This window comes from Comamonas resistens (assembly GCF_030064165.1).
GTDB classification, from domain to species: domain Bacteria; phylum Pseudomonadota; class Gammaproteobacteria; order Burkholderiales; family Burkholderiaceae_C; genus Comamonas; species Comamonas resistens.
In genome coordinates this window covers 2,143,200-2,161,587 of the sequence record NZ_CP125947.1, presented here as the reverse complement: position 1 = coordinate 2,161,587, position 18,388 = coordinate 2,143,200, and the positions used below count along the sequence as shown (strand labels likewise).

Annotated in this window: 18 protein-coding genes; 8 read left to right on the top strand and 10 right to left on the bottom strand. The window is 60.3% G+C overall.

Going from position 1 to position 18,388, the window contains the following annotated elements; all coding sequences use genetic code 11:
* Positions 1 to 29 precede the first annotated feature (29 nt).
* Together QMY55_RS10140 and QMY55_RS10135 are read right to left on the bottom strand one after the other, a co-directional pair.
* The gene (locus QMY55_RS10140; RefSeq protein WP_283488925.1) at positions 30 to 332 is read right to left on the bottom strand and encodes an AzlD family protein; all 303 of its coding nucleotides are present in this window, start codon (positions 330 to 332) and stop codon (positions 30 to 32) included.
* Positions 332 to 1,078: an AzlC family ABC transporter permease gene (locus tag QMY55_RS10135; protein ID WP_283488468.1), complete on the bottom strand. Its 747-nt coding sequence runs from the start codon at positions 1,076 to 1,078 to the stop codon at positions 332 to 334. The genes QMY55_RS10140 and QMY55_RS10135 overlap by 1 nt, the downstream gene beginning before the upstream one ends.
* 115 nt (positions 1,079 to 1,193) lie before the next feature.
* On the opposite strand from QMY55_RS10135, the gene QMY55_RS10130 reads away from it, so the two are divergent.
* Positions 1,194 to 1,652, top strand: a complete 459-nt coding sequence (locus tag QMY55_RS10130) for an Lrp/AsnC family transcriptional regulator (protein ID WP_167010067.1) — start codon at positions 1,194 to 1,196, stop codon at positions 1,650 to 1,652.
* An 8-nt stretch (positions 1,653 to 1,660) separates the two neighbouring features.
* Here QMY55_RS10130 and QMY55_RS10125 read toward each other — a convergent pair whose 3' ends face one another.
* The 5 genes from QMY55_RS10125 to QMY55_RS10105 form a co-directional block, all read right to left on the bottom strand.
* Positions 1,661 to 2,815 (bottom strand): NADH:flavin oxidoreductase/NADH oxidase, encoded by a 1,155-nt coding sequence (locus QMY55_RS10125; RefSeq protein WP_283488467.1) that lies wholly within the window; start codon positions 2,813 to 2,815, stop codon positions 1,661 to 1,663.
* Between the two features lie 348 nt (positions 2,816 to 3,163).
* Positions 3,164 to 3,889: an ABC transporter ATP-binding protein gene (locus QMY55_RS10120; protein ID WP_240154403.1), complete on the bottom strand. Its 726-nt coding sequence runs from the start codon at positions 3,887 to 3,889 to the stop codon at positions 3,164 to 3,166.
* Positions 3,876 to 4,628, bottom strand: a complete 753-nt coding sequence (locus QMY55_RS10115) for an ABC transporter ATP-binding protein (RefSeq protein ID WP_283488466.1) — start codon at positions 4,626 to 4,628, stop codon at positions 3,876 to 3,878. The genes QMY55_RS10120 and QMY55_RS10115 overlap by 14 nt, the downstream gene beginning before the upstream one ends.
* A complete protein-coding gene (locus QMY55_RS10110) occupies positions 4,618 to 5,625 on the bottom strand; it encodes a branched-chain amino acid ABC transporter permease (protein ID WP_283488465.1) in 1,008 nt (335 codons plus the stop codon). Before QMY55_RS10110 ends, QMY55_RS10115 begins: the two co-directional genes overlap by 11 nt.
* Positions 5,622 to 6,266 (bottom strand): branched-chain amino acid ABC transporter permease, encoded by a 645-nt coding sequence (locus QMY55_RS10105; RefSeq protein WP_283488464.1) that lies wholly within the window; start codon positions 6,264 to 6,266, stop codon positions 5,622 to 5,624. The genes QMY55_RS10110 and QMY55_RS10105 overlap by 4 nt, the downstream gene beginning before the upstream one ends.
* Positions 6,267 to 6,373: 107 nt before the next feature.
* Between QMY55_RS10105 and istA the strand changes: the two genes are divergently transcribed.
* Both istA and istB read left to right on the top strand, forming a co-directional pair.
* Positions 6,374 to 7,900 (top strand): IS21 family transposase, encoded by a 1,527-nt coding sequence (gene istA / locus QMY55_RS10100; protein ID WP_283484907.1) that lies wholly within the window; start codon positions 6,374 to 6,376, stop codon positions 7,898 to 7,900.
* Positions 7,890 to 8,687, top strand: coding sequence for an IS21-like element helper ATPase IstB (gene istB / locus QMY55_RS10095; RefSeq protein WP_283484906.1), 798 nt, complete (start codon positions 7,890 to 7,892; stop codon positions 8,685 to 8,687). The genes istA and istB overlap by 11 nt, the downstream gene beginning before the upstream one ends.
* Before the next feature lie 290 nt (positions 8,688 to 8,977).
* Here istB and QMY55_RS10090 read toward each other — a convergent pair whose 3' ends face one another.
* Entirely contained in the window at positions 8,978 to 9,985 is a 1,008-nt protein-coding gene (locus QMY55_RS10090) for a LysR family transcriptional regulator (RefSeq protein ID WP_283488463.1), read from the bottom strand.
* 206 nt (positions 9,986 to 10,191) lie between these two features.
* On the opposite strand from QMY55_RS10090, the gene QMY55_RS10085 reads away from it, so the two are divergent.
* The 3 genes from QMY55_RS10085 (at position 10,192) to QMY55_RS10075 (ending at position 12,932) form a co-directional block, all read left to right on the top strand.
* Positions 10,192 to 11,205 (top strand): tripartite tricarboxylate transporter substrate binding protein BugE, encoded by a 1,014-nt coding sequence (locus tag QMY55_RS10085; RefSeq protein ID WP_283488462.1) that lies wholly within the window; start codon positions 10,192 to 10,194, stop codon positions 11,203 to 11,205.
* Positions 11,206 to 11,246: 41 nt separating this feature from the next.
* Entirely contained in the window at positions 11,247 to 12,674 is a 1,428-nt protein-coding gene (locus QMY55_RS10080; protein ID WP_283488924.1) for a M20 family metallopeptidase, read from the top strand.
* Positions 12,675 to 12,788: 114 nt separating this feature from the next.
* Positions 12,789 to 12,932: a DUF3149 domain-containing protein gene (locus QMY55_RS10075; RefSeq protein WP_283488461.1), complete on the top strand. Its 144-nt coding sequence runs from the start codon at positions 12,789 to 12,791 to the stop codon at positions 12,930 to 12,932.
* Positions 12,933 to 13,030: 98 nt separating this feature from the next.
* Here QMY55_RS10075 and QMY55_RS10070 read toward each other — a convergent pair whose 3' ends face one another.
* On the bottom strand, positions 13,031 to 13,261 hold the full coding sequence (locus QMY55_RS10070; protein ID WP_283488460.1) for a SlyX family protein: 231 nt from the start codon (positions 13,259 to 13,261) through the stop codon (positions 13,031 to 13,033).
* Positions 13,258 to 14,454 carry an aminotransferase-like domain-containing protein gene (locus QMY55_RS10065; protein WP_283488459.1) on the bottom strand — a complete coding sequence of 399 codons (1,197 nt, stop codon included), beginning with the start codon at positions 14,452 to 14,454 and terminating at the stop codon, positions 13,258 to 13,260. Before QMY55_RS10065 ends, QMY55_RS10070 begins: the two co-directional genes overlap by 4 nt.
* A gap of 299 nt (positions 14,455 to 14,753) precedes the next feature.
* On the opposite strand from QMY55_RS10065, the gene QMY55_RS10060 reads away from it, so the two are divergent.
* Positions 14,754 to 16,481 (top strand): collagen-like triple helix repeat-containing protein, encoded by a 1,728-nt coding sequence (locus QMY55_RS10060; protein WP_283488458.1) that lies wholly within the window; start codon positions 14,754 to 14,756, stop codon positions 16,479 to 16,481.
* A gap of 360 nt (positions 16,482 to 16,841) precedes the next feature.
* Positions 16,842 to 18,338, top strand: coding sequence for a ShlB/FhaC/HecB family hemolysin secretion/activation protein (locus QMY55_RS10055; RefSeq protein WP_283488457.1), 1,497 nt, complete (start codon positions 16,842 to 16,844; stop codon positions 18,336 to 18,338).
* Positions 18,339 to 18,388: the final 50 nt, after the last annotated feature.

Below are 18,388 nucleotides of genomic sequence, written 5' to 3'. Positions count from 1 at the left end.
CAATGGAGGTAGTCTTAGTTCCCAAAACGTCACCCACCAAAGACGTGACGAAGCAACCCGGTCGCAACAATTCCGATGACTACCGTGGGGAGGATGGACAGGCGCGTGGCTGCAAGCATGGTGATGGCCAGGCCGAAAAGATCGGCGGGCCGGTCTGAAACGAAAGCTGGAGCGATGACCGAAATCAGCACGCATCCAGGCACACTGTCCAGCACATGCCGCATTCGTGGGCTCAGCGTGCGATTGCGTAGCGCCAGGTAGCCCAGAATGCGCGTCAGATAGGTGCCCGAGGCCATCAGCGCTATGGTGCCAAGAGTGGCGAGATCTGGCATCATTTCCCCTCCTTTGGAGCCATGAGCGCAGCACTGCAAAGGCCTGCCAGCGCACCGGCGGCTACATACCAGGCGCCTGTGGGCATCAAGCAGTAGGTAAGCGCCGCAACGACAAGGCTGACAAACCAAGGCCGGCAAGCCACGCGGCCACGCCACATTCCGCGCAGCAACACCAGAAACACAGCTGTGAACGCCATGTCGAAGCCGTAGCGCTCCAGGTCACCGATCAGCGGACCCAGCATTGCCCCCATGGCGGTGAAAACAACCCAGGTGAGATACAGACCGATGGACACCCCCATGAAGTAGGCCATGCTGAGGTTGATTGATGCTCGCCGCTTGGCGTCGGCCAAAGCCATGGCCCAGCTTTCGTCGCACATGAAAAACAGGGAGGCCAAGGCCCTGCCTTGAGGGACATGTCTCAGGTAAGGCTCCAAGGCGGCACCCATTAGCAGATGGCGACTGTTCACTAACAGGGACATTGAAGCAATCAACAAAAGGTGAGGCGGTGAGCTCCACAGACGAATGGCAGTGAACTCGGAGCCACCGCCGAAGTTCAGCCCTGTCATCACCGGAACTGCGACTGCGCTCATCCCTTTTTGGGTGGCCTGTGCACCCAGCACCAGGGCAAAGGGAATAAAGCCTAGCAGCACGGGCACCGAGGCCCAGAGTCCGCGGCATAGCTCCCGCGTTGTCGCACGCTGCGCAGGATCGCAGTCACTCACTGTGGTCGGATGTGTGGCTTCCATGAGGATTTCGCATCATTTAAACCCTGAATTTTGCGGATTACGGCCTGAAATTTGGTTGCGTTATTGCGCCAAACACGGTGATCATTGGCAGCTGATATCTGCAAACCGGAAATTTATGGAATTTGATGCCATTGACAGAAAAATCCTGCATGCACTCCAGCATGATGGGCGCCTGCAAAATGTCGACTTGGCCAAAGTCGTAGGCTTGTCCCCTTCCCCTTGTCTGCGAAGGGTGCGAGCGCTAGAAGACGCGGGAGTGATCGAGCGCTACGTGGCAGTCCTCAATCCGACCAAGATCGGAAAGGGACTTTCAGTGTTTGCCCGCATATGGCTCAAAGGGCAAGATGCGACGACGGTAGATCGTTTCACAGCGGCGATTCAGCAGTTGCCTGAAGTGGTGGAGTGCCACTTGATGGCAGGTGACTGCGACTTCTTGTTGCGTGTGGTCGTGGCTGACCTGGAAGAGTACAGGCAATTTCTGGGCAAACATCTCACACGAATTGCAGGTGTACAAAGCGTCAAGACCGATATACCTATGCAAAGGGTCAAATTGACGTCAGCCCTGCCTGTCTAGCGCAGCCACTATGCCTCTGTGCGAAACAGATCGCGATACTCTCGCGGCTGGCTCCTCCAGTATTGCTTTGGAGCATCGACCTGGGCGCCCAGACTTGCTGCTGCATGCCAAGGCCAGCGAGGATTGAACAATGCAGCTCGACCGATGGCAACCGCATCGGCCTGGCCGGATGCAACGATATGCTCTGCCTGGTTGGGCTCAGTGATCAAGCCAACCGCAATCGTAGGAATGCCGGTGGCTTGTTTGATAGTTTCTGCAAAGCCGACCTGATAGCCTGGCTGGACCGGAATCTGTTGGGCTGTGGAAAGTCCGCCAGAAGACACATGCGCAGCCGCGCAGCCGAGTTCTCCGAGCCGACTCACGAGCTCCACAGACCCCTCAATGTCCCATCCGCCTTCAGCCCAATCCGTTGCGGATATCCGCACCCATACCGGCTTGTCCGCACTGACGGCCTTGCGGACAGCGGCGAATACCTCCAGTGGGAACCGAAGACGGTTTTCCAGAGCACCGCCGTACTCATCATCGCGGCCGTTGGACAGTGGAGAAAGGAACTCATGCAGCAAATAGCCATGAGCCATATGAATTTCGATGCCGTCAAAACCCAGAGCGTCTGCCCTCTTGGCTGTGGCCACGAATTCCTCCCGAACCCTGGCCAGGTCCTCCTTGGACATGGATGCAGGAGCGACATCTCCGGGAGCATGCGGAATTGCCGAGGGTGCTTCGGCCATCCACCCCCTTAACGCGTCGGGTGCAATCTGCGCTGCGCCGCGCCACGGGACATCACTCGAAGCCTTGCGGCCAGCGTGCGCAATCTGAATCGCCACAGGCATGGAAGAGAACCGACGCACAGAACTCAGCAGCCGCCCCAGGGCCAACTGGTTTTCATCCGAATAAAGTCCAAGATCAGCATCGCTGATGCGCCCGATGGCTGATACCGCCGTAGCCTCCAGCACCAACAGACCTGCTCCTGATGCAGCCAGGCTTCCATAATGCATCAGATGCCAGTCATTGGCGTTTCCATCCTGCGCCGAGTACTGGCACATCGGGGCAATCAGGATTCGGTTTGCCAACGTAAGATGGCCCAGAGACAGGGGTTGGAACAGTTTCGATTGCCCAACGGAAGGCGCGACATTGCCGAGAGACGGGTCAGTTGTTCGTTGCATAGGATTTAAGATTGCTTTGGGTTAGCGGAGCCAGCAGATTGCGATGTCTTGCTTCAAACCGGCCAAGTGGAAATCTTCAGGATCGATTCATTGCTGCTGTGGCATCACTGGTTTCGTCGCAGGCTTTGTGCATGCCGCGACCTGTTTCTGCCAGCCATTCGCAAGATCCTAAGCGGCCACTACTGAGGCAACAATGGCCATTTTTTGCAATCCCGCGTTGCAATATTCGCAACGTCACAAAGGCCGCTCTGCCACCGGCCTATTCACATTGAGCCCTGAGGGCACAGCATGAATCGTTGAAACTCAGCTGTGCCGCCTGTACCTTTGAGATCGAACGCGTCCTAAGCGCTATACCGCGCAGTAGCGTTCCTGAATCGCCACATCGTCGAGCATCTCTGCAGCTGTCCCCGAGTAGACCACTTCGCCCTGATCCAGGATGTAGGCGCGGTCGGCGATCTTCAGCGCCAAGCTCACGTTCTGCTCAATCAGCAAGATGGTCACCCCTGCTTTCTTGAGGGACGTGAAATACTCGAACATTTCATCCACCAGCACCGGCATGATTCCCTCCGAAGGCTCGTCCAGCAAAATCATCTTCGGCTGGGATGCCGCCGCGCGAGCGATTGCGAGCATCTGCTGCTCCCCTCCGGACATCGTGATTGCGTTCTGATCGAGGCGCTCCTTCAAGCGAGGGAAAGTCTCGGCGATCTCATCGATGACCTCCGATTCTTTCTTGCGCAAGGGGGAAGCCAGCAGGCCCAAGCGGATGTTCTCCCGCACAGTCAGCCCCGGCACGATGCGCCGCTCTTCAGGCACATACGCCAGCCCCATGGAATAGCGTGCATGTGCAGGCGTACCCAGAACCTCCTTGCCGTTGAACTTGACAGAGCCTGTGACCTTCGGGATCAGGCCAGCGATGCTCTTCACCGTGGTCGTTTTTCCTGCGCCATTGCGGCCAATCAAGCAGACCAGCTCACCTTGGCTGACAGAAAGATCTACACCCTGGAGGATATGGCTGCTTCCATACCAGGCATTGAGACTTTTTATTTCAAGCATAGGTACCTCAATGGTTTCCATGACCCAGATAGACGCGCTTCACCAGATCGTTAGCGCGAATGTCATCGGGTGTTCCCTCCGCAATCAGCTCCCCGTGGTGCAGCACGATGAGCCGCTCGCTGATTCCCATCACCATCTTCATTTTGTGCTCGACCAGCACCACCGTTCGCTGCTCCACGAGCTTGCGAATAAGGTCCATCATGACCTTGGTTTCCTCTGGACTCATGCCTGCCGTTGGTTCATCCATCAGCAGGATCTTTGGATCAGCGGCAAGTGCCACGGCAATCTCCAGCGCCCTCTGTTGACCGTGGGCAAGCTCGCGCGCGGGCCGGGCTGCACGGTCTCTGAGCCCCACGACCCCAAGCAGATCCAGAGCGCGCTCGGACAGCCCCTCCAGGTCGCATCGCGGGCGCCAAAGCCCGTAGCGTGAAACATGGGCCTGCAGGGCGATGCGCACATTTTCCAGCGCAGTGAAATGGGGAAACAGATTGGTAATCTGAAATGACTTCGCGATACCGACGCGAGCGAACTCGTGCGGCTTGAGCGCGGTGATGTCCCGGCCCATGAAGAAGATCTGCCCGGAACTGGGAGAGAACGCTCCAGATAGCAGGTTGAAATAGGTGCTTTTGCCCGCGCCGTTGGGTCCGATGATGGATGTCAGAACACCCGGGCGAATCTTCACGCTCACATCCGTGAGCGCCTTGAAGCCGCCGAAGTTCTTGCAGACCGATCGGGTCTCGATGATAGATTCAGCGTTCACGAGAAGCCCTTTCCAAAAATGTTCCCCAGACACCCTTCGGGAAGAAGAGGACAAAAAACACAAACACTGCGCCCACAATCAGTTGCCAATGCTCTGTCCAGGCGGATGCTTGGTCCTGAATCAGCAGAAACAAGGCGGCGCCCACGAACGGGCCGAAGTAGGTGCCCATGCCTCCTAGCAAGCACAGCATCACAACCATCCCGGAGGTGGCGTAATGAAGCGTCTCGATAGGCACGCTGGAGAGGTGGATGGCGTTGAGCGCGCCAGCCAGGCCGCAAAACGCCGCGGACAGGACGAATGCCAGCAGCTTGGTTCGTTCAATGTTGAAACCACAGGCGCGAGCACGCGCTTCGTTTTCTCGAATCGCTTCGATCACACCGCCAAATGGCGACGCCAGAATCCGGGAAAGCAGCCACAGCGCCAACGCCACAAAGCCGAGAACGAAGTAGTACTTTTGCGTGGGATCGAGCAGATTCACCTTCAGGCCGAACAGGCTGATGTCCGCCACGTTCACGCCACGCAGTCCGTTTTCGCCTCCTGATGCTGGCAACTGGTAGACCAGAAAGTAGACGCACTGCGATAGTGCGAGCGTCACCATGGCGAAGTAGATGCCACGCGTACGAATCGCCAGCAGCCCCATGACAAGAGCCACAACGCAGCTCATGACAACCGCCGCCGGAATCGCAAGCCACCAGGAGATCTGGTGCTGCGCAATCAGGATGCCTGCAGTGTAGGCACCAACTCCAAGAAATGCGGCATGTCCAAACGAGAGCAATCCGGTATAGCCGAACAGCAGGTTGAACCCGACAGCGAAAAGGCCAAAGATCAGGATGTTGATGGCCACCGACTGATAAGGCATCAGCCACGGGAAAATCAAGAAAAAGATCAGTGATGTCGCGACTCTGTGCGCAGACAGGGCTTTCAGTACAGACGGCATCGTGAAGCCGTCGGCAGGCTTGGCAGGTTGGGCGGAAATAGACATATTGAGTTCTTTCATGACATCAGCCCGGCTCGACCAAACAAGCCTTGCGGCCGGACCAGCAGCACGCCGGCCATGATGAGAAACATGGACACTTTGGCGGCCTCGGGAAAGAAGAGCACGGCCATGCTCTCGACGACTCCCACCAGCAGCCCTGCGACTACAGCTCCCATGAGTGATCCCATACCACCCACCACGGTGACAACAAAGGCCACAGTCAACACCGAAGTGCCCATTTCAGGCGATACCCCCTGCAGAGGAGCGGAGAGCACGCCGGCAAGCGCTGCAATGCCCGTTCCCACACCGAAGACGACCAGCCAAACACGTGAGACATCGACGCCCAGCACGCGAACAATGACCGGATCGCGGGCACCGGCGCGGACAATCAGGCCAAAGGAAGTCTTCTCAATGAGCAACCACAGTGCGGCCAGAAGTGCCGCCACAACGCCGATCACAAACAGGCGATAGGTGGGAAACTCGGCAAATCCGAGGTTGGTGGCTCCCTGAAGTGCCTCGGGCGTGTCGAACGGGATGCCCGCCTTGCCCCAGATAATGCGCACTCCTTCGACCATCATGTATGCGAGTCCAAAAGTCAGCAGCAGCGGATAGTCGATGCCGCGCCCGTAAAGAGGCCGGATCAACCATCTCTCGCACAGCATGTTGATTTCCACCCAGAAGTGACCCACTAGCCCCCGGTTTTTCCATCTCAATCTGACCCACGCATTAACCCTAGCCTGCTGCTTTCTTGTGCAGCAGGAGACCAGGAGTGATTGACGTGGCTACTTTGAGTGTCATCCGACGCTGGGCTCTGCGTGAGCACCTGTCCATCCGAGAGATCGCCCGCAGAACCGGGCTTTCTCGCAATACCATCCGCAAGTATTTGCGTGCCGATGTTGTGCAGCCTCGTCTTGCACAGCGCACCATCGTCACCAAGCTAGACCCATTTGCCAGCAAACTCTCGGGCTGGCTGCGCACAGAAGCCAACCGCTCTCGCAAGCAGCGGCGCACGATCAAGCAGATGTTTCTCGACTTGCAGGCGTTGGGCTATACCGGCTCCTACAACCGAGTTGCTGCCTTTGCCAGAGTGTGGAAGGCTCAGTGTCATGCGGCTGAGCAGACATCAGGGCGAGGCGTTTTTGTGCCTCTGGTCTTCAGCGCTGGAGAAGCCTTCCAGTTTGATTGGAGCGAGGATTGGGCTGTCATTGCGGGTGTACGGACTAAGCTGCAAGTGGCTCACTTCAAGCTCAGCCACAGCCGAGCCTTCTATCTGCGGGCCTATCCGCTGCAAACCCATGAGATGCTGTTTGATGCCCACAACCGTGCCTTTGCGGTGTTTGGAGGCATCCCTAGGCGAGGTATCTACGACAACATGCGCACAGCCGTCGATCGTGTCGGTCGTGGCAAGCTCAGAGAGGTCAATGCCCGTTTTAGTGCCATGGCCAGCCACTTCCTGTTCGAGGCACAGTTTTGCAATCCGGCCTCGGGATGGGAGAAGGGACAGGTCGAGAAGAATGTTCGGGACGCTCGCCATCGTATCTGGCAATCTGTACCAGCGTTTCCGACACTCAGTGCACTCAATGATTGGCTAGAGCAACGGTGTCAGCAGTTATGGCAAGAGATTGCGCATGGCCAATTGCCTGGCTCTGTCACAGATGTTTGGGTGCAAGAGCGCTCAGCCTTGATGCCCATGCCTCGGCCGTTTGACGGCTTTGTTGAGCATGCCAAACGGGTCTCGCCCACCTGTCTGGTGCACTTTGAACGCAATCGCTACAGCGTGCCAGCCTCTTATGCCAACCGGCCTGTGAGCTTGCAGGTTTATGCCGACCGCCTGGTCGTCGTAGCCGAAGGCCAGTTCGTCTGTGAACATCCGCGCATCATTGAGCGCAATCACCAAGGCGCTGGGCGAACGGTCTATGACTGGCGTCACTACTTGGCCGTATTGCAGCGCAAACCCGGCGCATTGCGCAACGGTGCTCCGTTTAGCGAGCTGCCAGACGCGTTCAAACGTCTGCAAGCCCTGCTGCTCAAGCAGCCTGGCGGCGACCGTGAGATGGTGGAGGTGCTTGCCTTGGTGTTGCAGCACGATGAGCAAGCCGTCCTAGCCGCTGTCGAGTTGGCATTGGAGGATGGTGTGCCTCGTAAGACCCACATCATCAATGTCTTGCACCGCCTCATTGATGGAACACCGGAACCTGAGCCCATCCATTCACCCCAAGCCTTGGCTTTGATCGTTGAGCCACAAGCCAACGTCGTGCGCTATGACCAACTCCGACAGGTGCGCCATGCGTCATGACCCAGCCATTGCAGCAATCATCATCATGCTCAGGCAGCTCAAGATGTTTGGCATGGCCCAGGCCGTGACAGAACTTGCCGAGCAAGGCTCACCAGCATTTGAAGCAGCACATCCCATACTGTCGCAACTGCTCAAGGCCGAGAGCGCAGAGCGAGAAGTGCGCTCTATTGCCTATCAGCTCAAGGCAGCCAAGTTTCCGGTCTACAGAGATCTGGCGGGCTTTGACTTTGCCCACAGCGAAGTCAATGAAGCCTTGGTGCGCAGCCTTCACCGCTGTGAATTCATCGAGAAGGCTAACAATGTGGTGCTTGTCGGTGGCCCTGGTACTGGCAAGACCCACATCGCTACGGCGCTGGGTATCCAGGCCATCGAGCACCACCGCCTAAGGGTGCGCTTCTTCTCTACCGTGGAATTGGTTAATGCCCTGGAGCAAGAGAAGGCACAGGGCAAAGCCGGACAGCTCGCCCACAGGCTGGTGCATACGGATCTGGTGATACTCGATGAGCTTGGCTATCTGCCCTTCAGCTCATCTGGTGGTGCGCTACTGTTCCATCTGCTCTCGACGCTTTACGAACGCACCAGCGTGGTGATCACCACTAACCTGAGCTTTAGCGAATGGGCCAGCGTGTTTGGTGATGCCAAGATGACCACGGCCCTGCTGGACCGCCTGACCCACCACTGCCATATTATGGAAACAGGCAATGACAGCTACCGCTTCAAGCATAGCAGTGCAGTCCAACAAACGCCCATGAAGAAGGAGAGAAACAAAACCTTATCCACATCTTGAGCCTTACGGCTCAAGCCAAAGGGTGGGTCAGTTTGAGATGGAAATAGCGGGTCAGTTTTGCATGGAAATCAACAGTCGGGCTCACAGCTAAAGCTAAGACCAAGGACAAGCTGGCCCATCCCGAAGACTGCCGGATAGCAAGTAACGTTTTCAACACCGCTCTTCATGGTGTCCTCGAATTCGCTTCATTCACAGCCTCTATTTTTATGCATGGAAGTCAGAGCAGTTTTCACAAACACATCTCAAAATGCACAAACCGTTGATTTTTTTGTATCCCGCGCAGCGTCGACCTATGCGGTCGGCCCGGGCGCCGCATGAGGCAGCTGCAGCCGGTGCCAGAGCCTGAGCATTTCCAGCAGCAGCGCGGGCGCCCGTTCGCGCCGGTAGACCGCGCCCAGCGGCGGCAGGCTGCCTTCGATATGTACATCCAGCACCCGCACGCGCCCCTGGGTGCGCAGACCCGGCAGGATGCTGCGCGGCACCAGCGAGACCGCACCGGGCTGGGTCAGCAGCCCTTCAAGAACGGGCAGCGACACGGTGGAGGCAGGAAACCATGACGCGTCTTCCAGCATGGGCAGGACTTCGGCCTCCAGGATATTGCGCACCGCGATACCGTAGCTGGGCAGCACCCAACGCGCGCCCTTCAAGGCCTTCAGTGTTATGTCGCGGCGCCCCACCAGAGCATGGCCCGCATCGGCGATCACCACGGCAGCATCCAGCAGCAGCGGCTCGAAGACAAAGGTAGCGGGCAGTGCCTCGGGCTGGCGGCAGAACACGGCATCCAGGCCCGAGCCCACGAGCTGCGACAGCAGATGCGCGCTGGTGTCCTCATGCACGTCCACATGCACCTGGGAGTGAACTTCGTAAAAGCGCGGCAGCAGCAGCGACAGCACCGACATGGCAGCCGCGGGAATGGCGCCCAGCCTCAGCGCGGCCGCCGCACCGCGCCGTATGGAAGCCAGTGACTCGGCAACCTCCTGCAGCCCCGCCAGCACGCCATGCGCGGTGTCGATCAGGGCCTGGCCCGCAATCGTGGGCCGCATGCCCCGCGCATGGCGCTCGAACAGCTTCATGTTCAGCACCCGCTCCAGCTCGGCCAGCGCCTGGGTGGCGGCCGACTGGCTCATGTGCAACTGGGCCGCAGCCTGCACCACCGAGCCGCATTGCTGCAGGGCCACCAGCAGCTGCAGCTGGCGCAGCCGCGCCTGCTTGGTGAGCCGGGAGAAAAGCTGGCGGCCTTCGGGAGTGGCGGCGTCCTCGCCGCGCTGCAGCTCGGAAAAAGGGTAACGATCAGACATGATTGGATCTAGGGTTTATACGGTACGCACGGACCAAGCTCAGAGGAGAGAGGCTGAAAGCTATCGGCATAGCTTATAGCCTGGTGCAAATATCGCGAACTGCGCGATGGCAGGAATTTCTATATTTCCAACCGCAACGGCATCTCAAGCGCAGGCCACACGGTTCGTGGGCAAACGCTTTTGCCGATATCTTTCCGGAGCCGCTCATGCCTACACCCTCGCGCCAACACTCTCGCTTTCGCCGCCTGTCCCTGATCTCTTTTGCCGCTGCCGGTGCCCTGTGGAGCCTGCCTCTGTCCCAGGCGCTGGCTGCCGAGGCGTATCCCAGCAAGCCCGTCAAGCTCATCGTGCCCTTTGCGGCCGGCGGCTCCACGGACATCGTGGCACGCGTGATTGCCGAGGGCATGCGCTCCACTCTGGGCCAGCCCGTGATCGTGGACAACAAGGGCGGCGCCGGAGGCCTGATCGGCAGCGAAGCCATCGCCCAGGCCGCGCCCGACGGCTACACCATAGGCATGGCCACGGTGAGCACGGCCGCCATCAACCCCTTGCTGTACACACGCGCCGCCAAGATAGAAGCCAAGTTGATGCCTGTGGCCAATCTGGTGACCATGCCCTCGGTCTATATGGTCCACCCCAAGATGGGCGCCAAGGATTTCACGGGCTTCATGGCCAAGATCAAGGCCCAGCCCGGCGCCTACAGTGCCGGCGTGCCCGGCCTGGGCACGCTGGGCCATCTGATGCTGGCCTCGTTCAACGAGACCATGAAGACCGAGGTCCAGATCGTGCCCTATCGCGGCAACGGCCCCGCACTCAATGACGCGCTGGCCGGCATGGTGCAGGTGATAGCCGATCAACTGCCCTCGGCCATGCCGCAGATCAAGGGCGGCAAGCTCATTCCCATCGTGCTGGCCGGGCAAAACCGCTCGCCCGACCTGCCCAATGTGCCCACGTTCAAGGAGCTGGGCTACCCCGAGCTCAACGAACTGGGCATCAGCTGGTTCGGCCTGGTCGTGCCGGCCGGAACGCCAGCGCCTATCGTCAAGCAGCTGCAGGATGCAGCCGTGAAGGCCGTGCATCAGCCCGATGTGCAAAAACACCTGAAGACCCTGGGCGCTGCGGTCACCGACATGGATCAGGCCCAGTTCCCGGCCCAAATCGCGGCCGAGATCAAGCGCAACAAGGCCCTGCTGGACAAGGCCGGCGTCAAGCCCGAATGAGCCGCCCAGCCAACCTACGCCTCATGAATCCCACACCTCTCATGCCTTCCATAGACGGACTCCAGGACTTCTTCGCGCAGCAAACACCGCGCATGACCGCGCTGGCCGACAGCATCTGGTCACTGGCCGAGCTGCGCTATGCCGAGACCGCCTCGGCCCGGCTGCATATCGACGCTCTGGCCCAATCGGGCTTTCGCATCACGCGCGATGTGGCCGGTATTCCCACGGCCTTCATGGCCGAATGGGGTGGCGAGGGGCCTGTGCTGGCCTTTCTTGGCGAATACGACGCGCTGTCGGGCCTGAACCAGCAAAGCGGCGCCCTGGTCTGCACGCCCTCCACCGACAGCCCGGGACTGGCCGGTCACGGCTGCGGCCACCACTTGCTGGGCACCTCGGCACACTTTGCCGCCATTGCCCTGCAGCAGCATCTGCAAACCAGCGGCCACCAGGCCCGGGTACGCTTTTACGGCTGCCCGGCCGAGGAAGGCGGATCGGGCAAGACCTTTATGGCACGCGCTGGCGTTTTCGACGATGTGGACGTGGCGCTGACCTGGCACCCTGCCAGCTTCACCGGCGTATTCAGCCAGAGCACGCTGGCCAATATCCAGGCCAAGTTCATCTTCCGCGGCAAGGCCTCGCATGCGGCACACTCCCCGCACCTGGGCCGCAGCGCGCTCGACGCCGTGGAACTGATGAACGTGGGCGTCAACTATCTGCGCGAGCACATGCCTTCGGACGCCCGCGTGCACTATGCGATCACCGACTCAGGCGGACTCTCGCCCAATGTGGTGCAGGCGCGTGCCGAGGTGCTGTACCTGATCCGCGCAGCCCGCAACCATGAGGCAGCCGAGCTCTATGAGCGCGTGAAGAACGTGGCCAGGGGCGCCGCGCTGATGACCGATTGCCAGGTCGAGGTGGTCTTCGACAAGGCCTGCTCCAACCTGCTGCAAAACAGCACGCTGAACCAGGTGATGTATGCGCAGATGCAGGCCCTGGGCCGGCTTGAGGTCGACGCGCGCCAGCAGCAGCTGGCCAGCGACTTCCAGGCCACGCTGGACAGCAACGACGTGGAGCAGGTCAGCCGGCCGCTGGCCAGCGTGCTGCGCGGCAAGGTGCCGGCGGTCTTCGAAGGCCTGGCACCTTACGATCCGCAAGCCAGCGACATCATGTTCGGCTCCACCGATGTGGCCGACGTGAGCTGGGTCACGCCCACGGTACAGGCCTGGGTGGCGTGCTACGCCTTCGGCACCCCCATGCACTCCTGGCAGATGGTGTCGCAAGGCCAGTCGGGGCTGGCCCATGCAGGCATGGTGCGCGCGGCCAAGGTGCTTGCGGCCACGGCCATCTCGCTGCTGGAGCAGCCCGAGCGCATCGCCGAGGCCAAGGCCGAGCTGCTGGAGCGTCGCGCAGGCCAGCCCTATGTCTGCCCCATACCGGCGGACGTGCCCCTGCCTTTCACACGTACCTGAGCGGCTGGACGCTTCAGGGCAAGGCGGCACCAAGGCTTGACCCAGCACAAAGCCGTTTGAGCGCTTCAAGGCGATAGTGGCGACAGACCACCGTCACTCACCAAGGAGCTGTGCATGAAGCTGATGATCGACCTTTTCTCTACCGACTATGGCCTGATGAGTCTGATCGTGATCCTGTTGATCCTCGTGATGGCCGTGTTCTTCACGCGCCTGTTCATGGGCAAGATGAAGAACGTGGCCCAGACGCCGCTGGAGTGATGCGCCAGACGCCAGACGGGTGGGCTGCGGCCCTGAGTTGCGCAAAAAAGGCCGGTATTGCTCCGGCCTTTTTTCTAGGGCGAATGGGCAGCCGCGCCTCAGTAGTGCGGCGGCAGCTCGTCACGCAGATTGCGCGGCCCACCCGCTCCACCGTCGGGCGTCTGACGCTTGAGTTCGCGCAACTCGTTGATCAATGCACCTATCTGTTCCTGCTGGCGGTAGATCGTCATGTTCAGCTGCTCCAGCAGGTCCTCGGTGTAGCTGGCCTTGATCTCCAGCTCCATGATTCGCTCCTGCAGCGCCTGCAGGCTGTCAGCGCTCTCGCTCATGCCTTGAAAGCCTTGGCCAGACGCGCAATGCCTTCGCGGATCTTGTCCTCGTCAGCCGTGGCAAACGACAGGCGGAAGCTGGCGTTATCAGGGTTTTGTGCATAGAAAGGCGCGCCAGGCACAAAGGCCACGCCCTGCTCGATGGCCTTCCTGGCCAGTTCGCCCGCATCGGCCAGTTGACCACGCGCGCCCGTCAGACGTACCCACATGAACAGACCGCCCGCAGGCTGCACAAACTCGACCGCGTCGCCCAGTTGCTCGCGCAGCGCATCGCCCATGGCCTTGGCGCGCCGGGCATAGACCTCGCGCACATGAGCCAAGGTCTTGGGCATGACACCCGACTTCAAATACTGAGCTGCCGTGGCCTGGGCAAAGGTGCTGGTGTGGGCATCGCTGAACTGCTTGCACATCACGGCGCGGGCCAGCAGCTCCGGCTGGGCAATCAGCCAGCCTATGCGCAAACCGGGGCTCAGCACCTTGGACAGGGAGCCACAGTGCGCCAGCCACTCGCGGCTGCCGGGCACCTCGCGGCTCAGCGCCAGCAAGCTGGCCGGCGGTGCAGCGTCGAAATACAGGTCGCCATAGGGATCGTCTTCGACCACCAGCGTCTGGTATTTGACCGCCAGCTCCAGCACCTTCTTGCGGCGCTCCAGGCTCAACATGGCGCCACTGGGATTGCCGAAGGTGGGAATCAGATAGACCAGCTTGGGCTTGTGCTCGGCAATCAGCTTTTCCAGCTCGTCGGTCTTGACGCCATGCTCGTCCACCGGCGCAGAGATCACCTCGGCGCCGTACAGGCGAAAACACTGGATGGTAGCCAGAAAGGTCGGGCCTTCGACGATGACCTTGTCGCCCTCTTCCAGCATGGTCTTGCCCAGCAGATCCAGCGCCTGCTGGCTACCCGTGGTCACGACGAGCTGCTCCGGTGCCACGTCGGATGCACCCTTGCTGGCCATGAAGCCGGAGAGCTGTTCACGCAGCGGCTGATAACCCTCGGTTGCACCGTACTGCAATGCTGCGCCTGCCTCTTCCTGCAAGGCCTTGGCAGAAGCGGCGCTGATGCCTGCCACATCGAACATGGCGCTGTCCGGAAAGCCGCCCGCAAAACTGATGATGCCGGGCTTGCCCAGCAGTTTGAACAGTTCACGAATCGCAGAAGTTTCTACGTTGTTGAGTCGTTTGGCAAATTGCATACGTTTTTTTCGGTTAAAGCACGGCAGAAAACACAGGGCCGCATGCGCGGCAGCCGCCTATTGTGCGCTCCCACATCGCCTCAGAGGGAAGTAGTCATCTTTTTGTAGGACATGCCGGAAGTCCCAAGTAATCAAACTCCTACCAATAATTCAATGTTGATAGTAAATGTTAATTATGTGTTACTTGGCGTCTCAAACTTTGAATTGGACAGCTTGTCAAGCCGCCAAGAACATTGGCCCACCGATGCAAAGACAGCTGCGTCGCCTGCGATGTTCAACCTTTGATGAATGGAGGATTTATGCGCAATACCAATTTCACCAGCAAAGCGCTATCTGCAGCCATGGCTGGCACTGCATCGATTGGCCTGCGCAGTCTGTGCGCCGTGGCCTTGATTGCGGGCCTTGCCGCCTGCGGCTCCAGCGGTTCACTGCGTAGCGATCTGGGCCCCGACGGCACAGGGGGCGGCGATATCGTTTCGGGTGGCGGCACGGGAGGCGGAACAGGAGGAGGCACTGGCACCGGCGGCGGTACTGTTGTGGGTGGCGGTAACACTGGAGGCGGTAACACTGGAGGCGGTAACACTGGAGGCGGTAACACTGGAGGCGGTAACACTGGAGGCGGTAACACTGGAGGCGGTAACACTGGAGGCGGTAACACTGGAGGCGGTAACACCGGCAATACTGGCGGAGGAACCACCACTCCGACCGCAGGTCCTCTGACGCCCGTGGCCAATACCGTGACTCAGGCTGCAGGCACTGTTGGCGGTTTGAAGGGCGTCATCAACGACGCCAACACCGTTGTGACCGGCGTATTGGGCTCGGCAACCAACAACACTCCGCTTTCCGGAATTGCGCAACCCGCCAGTGGCATTCTTGGTAACACCAGCAATGCCGTTGGCAGCCTCTCGGGCGGCGTCGCAGCCGGTCTGGGACAAATTGGCACCAACCCCAACGCTGTCGGCACCACGGTGCAGAGCGTGGCCCCCACCGTGGGCTTTCTGGGCAAGGCCGTCACCTCAGCAGGCGCAACCGTCAGCGCTCTGGACAAACCCCAGCTGGGCGTGGTGGGCGATGTCTCGGGCCTGGCTGGCGGGTTGGTTCAGGGTGTCGGCGGTACCGTTCAGCATCTGGAAGGCACTCTGAATCAGGTCACCGGCAGCCCCCTGGTCTCGGGCCTGACAGGAACGGTGGACCGCGTGGCCCCTCCTGTGCTGACGACGGTCGTGGGTGCCGTGCAGGGCATCACACAGACCACGGGTCTGGGTCAACCGGTGAACAACATCCTGACTACGGTGGGTGGCGTGGTGAATCACGTGGGAGGAGCCCTCACCGCAACGGGCACACCTGTGGTCTCGCCTCTGGGTGGCGTGGTGAGTGGCGCAGGCAATACCGTTGCCGCCCTGGGCGGGGTAGTCAACAACCCCGTCAATGGAACACCTAACACTGGCCTGTTGGGCGGGGTACTTGGCGGCGTGGCAGGTGGTTCAACAGGCAGTGGTGCAACAGGCCCGCTGACTGGCGTGACAGGCCTGGTCGGCAACACCCTCGGCGCTGTGACAGGTGCCTTGGGCGGCGTGGCAGGCGGTGCCACCGGCGGTAATGCAGGCGGGGCTGCGGCGCCTCTGGGTGGTGTGACCAATGTCGTAGGAGGCACTGTGGGCGCGGTAACCGGCCTGGTTGGCGGCGTGGCAGGTGGTTCAACAGGCAGTGGCGCAACAGGCCCGCTGGCTGGCGTGACAGGCCTGGTCGGCAACACCCTCGGCGCTGTGACAGGCACCTTGGGCGGTGTGGCCGGCGGTGCCACCGGCGGTAGTGCCGGCGGAGCTGCAGGACCTTTGGGTGGCGTGACCAATGTCGTAGGAGGCACCGTGGGCGCGGTAACCGGCCTGGTTGGCGGCGTACTCGGCGGCGTGACCACCGTGGCCGCGGGTGCCAATGTGACCAACACCACCACTGTCAACGCAGGCGCCGCAGCAGGCGGCGGACTGCTTGGCGGTTTGCTGGGCGGCCTCGCCCCTCGCAAATAAGAGTCTCAGCATGACGATGGCTGCAGCGAGAAACTTGCTGCAGCCCGCCCAACCCGCCCTGCGCGGGTTTTTTTGCGACAGACCCGGATATTCAAAACGGGGCAGGCAGTCAACAATAGCCAAGCCCGGAATGAAAGAACTAGATCACACGAAGAGGGACCAATGTTCATGCATAAGAGCAAAAACATACACATCACCCAGGCCATATCCGCTTTGCTCCTGCTTTCCGGCGGCTCTTTAGCCTGGGCACAGGCCGGCAACCCGCTCAACAGCCTTCCTCAAACTCAGGATACCAACAGGCGCCCGCAGGTTCCGGTGCAAATCGAGAAGCCTCAGGTAAGCCCACAGGACATTGCAAACATGCAAGTCGCGGTACGCGGTGTGAATGTGCAGGGCAGCACTGCGATTGCTTTTGAGGAAATCAGCGCCCTTTTCACCCCCTTCATCAACGGTACTCACACCGTGGGCGAGCTGGCTGGAGCAGCCCAGAAAGTCAGTGCACTCTATCAAAGCCACGGCTATGCGCTTTCCTTCGCCTACCTGCCACCGCAGAGCTTTGCGGGCGGGGTGGTGCAGGTCAATGTGGTGGAAGGCTTTGTCGGCAGCCTGAGCATGGAAGGCAACTTCGGCCGCTCCGAAAACAGCATTCGCGAACTGGCCCAGCCTCTGCTCAATGAGAAGCCGCTGACCACCAAGACCTTTCAGCATCAGACCCAGCTTATGGCGCGCCTGCCCGGCGTGCAGATCACTGCCTCGGCCAGCCTGCCCACGACCACGGACGGTGCCGTGCCACTGGTCATCAAATCCAAGCACAAGCCGATTGCAGTCACCCTGGGCGGAGAATTGCGCGAACCCACGCCGCGCGTCATTGGCACGGTGACGTTCAACGATCCCCTGTGGGAAGGCAGCCAGTTGCAAGCCTCGGCCATGCTGCAAAACCCCGACAAGGAGCGCTATGCATTGATCGGGCTGACCCAGCAGCTGACGCCCGAAGGCACACAGGCACGCGTGAGCTATTCCGATTACCGCAGCTTCAATCCACCCGCCACTCACACTCCTGGCATCGATGATCTGACAAAGCAGCGCAAAGTCGACTTCAACATCAGCCACCCCTGGATACTGAGCAACACCACCCAGCTCAGCACCACGGCCGGTATCTATGCCATCAACTACAGCCGCGAGCTGGCAGACAGAACGGCCTCCTTCCTGCGCGAGGAAAAGGTACGCACGCTCTATGCCCAGCTGGCTTGGGCATCGTTCAGCCCCAACACGACCAGGTCTGCATCCGTGTTGCTGGCGCATGGTCTGGACGGCCTGGGAGCCTATAAGAACAGCGACCTCTACATTCAGGGCCAGGGCATCACATCGAGGCAGCCCAACCCGGCCAAGCTGGACTTCACGCGCCTGACCGCGGACTACAGCCAGCGCCACCGCTTTGCCAACAAATTCGGGGCCGCCTTTGCCGTAGGCGGCCAGTACAGTGCCGATATCCTGCCCGTGCCCGAGCGCATCTCCTTTGGCTCCACCCGTTTTGGCCGTGGCTACCAGCCCGGTGAATTCTCCGGCGACTCGGGCCTGGGGGCCAGCGCCGAGCTGAACTACCAGTTCCCGATCAATCAGCCCTGGATCAAATCAGCCGAGCCCTATCTGCTTTACGAATGGGCCCGCACGCGCCAGGAAACCAGCGGCGTCAAGGGCAATACACTCAAATCGGCCAGCCTGGGACTGCGTATCTCGGACAACCGCCACTACGCGCTGGATCTGGCGATGAGCAAACCTCTGGGCGACCGCGCCACCAACAACCCCGAGCGCAAACTGCGTTACAGCCTGGTGTTGAGCTACAACCTGGACCCATGAGTCAGCAGTCCTTGCCCAAAAAAGCCGCTGCCGACTGCAGCGGCTTTTTT

What these genes read in the sequence shown, in the direction of transcription:
- QMY55_RS10140 (WP_283488925.1), bottom strand. Translation starts at nt 332, where the DNA reads ATGCCAGATCTCGCCACTCTTGGCACCATAGCGCTGATGGCCTCGGGC.
- QMY55_RS10135 (WP_283488468.1), bottom strand. Translation starts at nt 1,078, where the DNA reads ATGGAAGCCACACATCCGACCACAGTGAGTGACTGCGATCCTGCGCAG.
- QMY55_RS10130 (WP_167010067.1), top strand. Translation starts at nt 1,194, where the DNA reads ATGGAATTTGATGCCATTGACAGAAAAATCCTGCATGCACTCCAGCAT.
- QMY55_RS10125 (WP_283488467.1), bottom strand. Translation starts at nt 2,815, where the DNA reads ATGCAACGAACAACTGACCCGTCTCTCGGCAATGTCGCGCCTTCCGTT.
- QMY55_RS10120 (WP_240154403.1), bottom strand. Translation starts at nt 3,889, where the DNA reads ATGGAAACCATTGAGGTACCTATGCTTGAAATAAAAAGTCTCAATGCC.
- QMY55_RS10110 (WP_283488465.1), bottom strand. Translation starts at nt 5,625, where the DNA reads ATGAAAGAACTCAATATGTCTATTTCCGCCCAACCTGCCAAGCCTGCC.
- QMY55_RS10105 (WP_283488464.1), bottom strand. Translation starts at nt 6,266, where the DNA reads ATGCTGTGCGAGAGATGGTTGATCCGGCCTCTTTACGGGCGCGGCATC.
- istB (WP_283484906.1), top strand. Translation starts at nt 7,890, where the DNA reads ATGCGTCATGACCCAGCCATTGCAGCAATCATCATCATGCTCAGGCAG.
- QMY55_RS10090 (WP_283488463.1), bottom strand. Translation starts at nt 9,985, where the DNA reads ATGTCTGATCGTTACCCTTTTTCCGAGCTGCAGCGCGGCGAGGACGCC.
- QMY55_RS10085 (WP_283488462.1), top strand. Translation starts at nt 10,192, where the DNA reads ATGCCTACACCCTCGCGCCAACACTCTCGCTTTCGCCGCCTGTCCCTG.
- QMY55_RS10080 (WP_283488924.1), top strand. Translation starts at nt 11,247, where the DNA reads ATGCCTTCCATAGACGGACTCCAGGACTTCTTCGCGCAGCAAACACCG.
- QMY55_RS10075 (WP_283488461.1), top strand. Translation starts at nt 12,789, where the DNA reads ATGAAGCTGATGATCGACCTTTTCTCTACCGACTATGGCCTGATGAGT.
- QMY55_RS10070 (WP_283488460.1), bottom strand. Translation starts at nt 13,261, where the DNA reads ATGAGCGAGAGCGCTGACAGCCTGCAGGCGCTGCAGGAGCGAATCATG.
- QMY55_RS10065 (WP_283488459.1), bottom strand. Translation starts at nt 14,454, where the DNA reads ATGCAATTTGCCAAACGACTCAACAACGTAGAAACTTCTGCGATTCGT.
- QMY55_RS10060 (WP_283488458.1), top strand. Translation starts at nt 14,754, where the DNA reads ATGCGCAATACCAATTTCACCAGCAAAGCGCTATCTGCAGCCATGGCT.
- QMY55_RS10055 (WP_283488457.1), top strand. Translation starts at nt 16,842, where the DNA reads ATGCAAGTCGCGGTACGCGGTGTGAATGTGCAGGGCAGCACTGCGATT.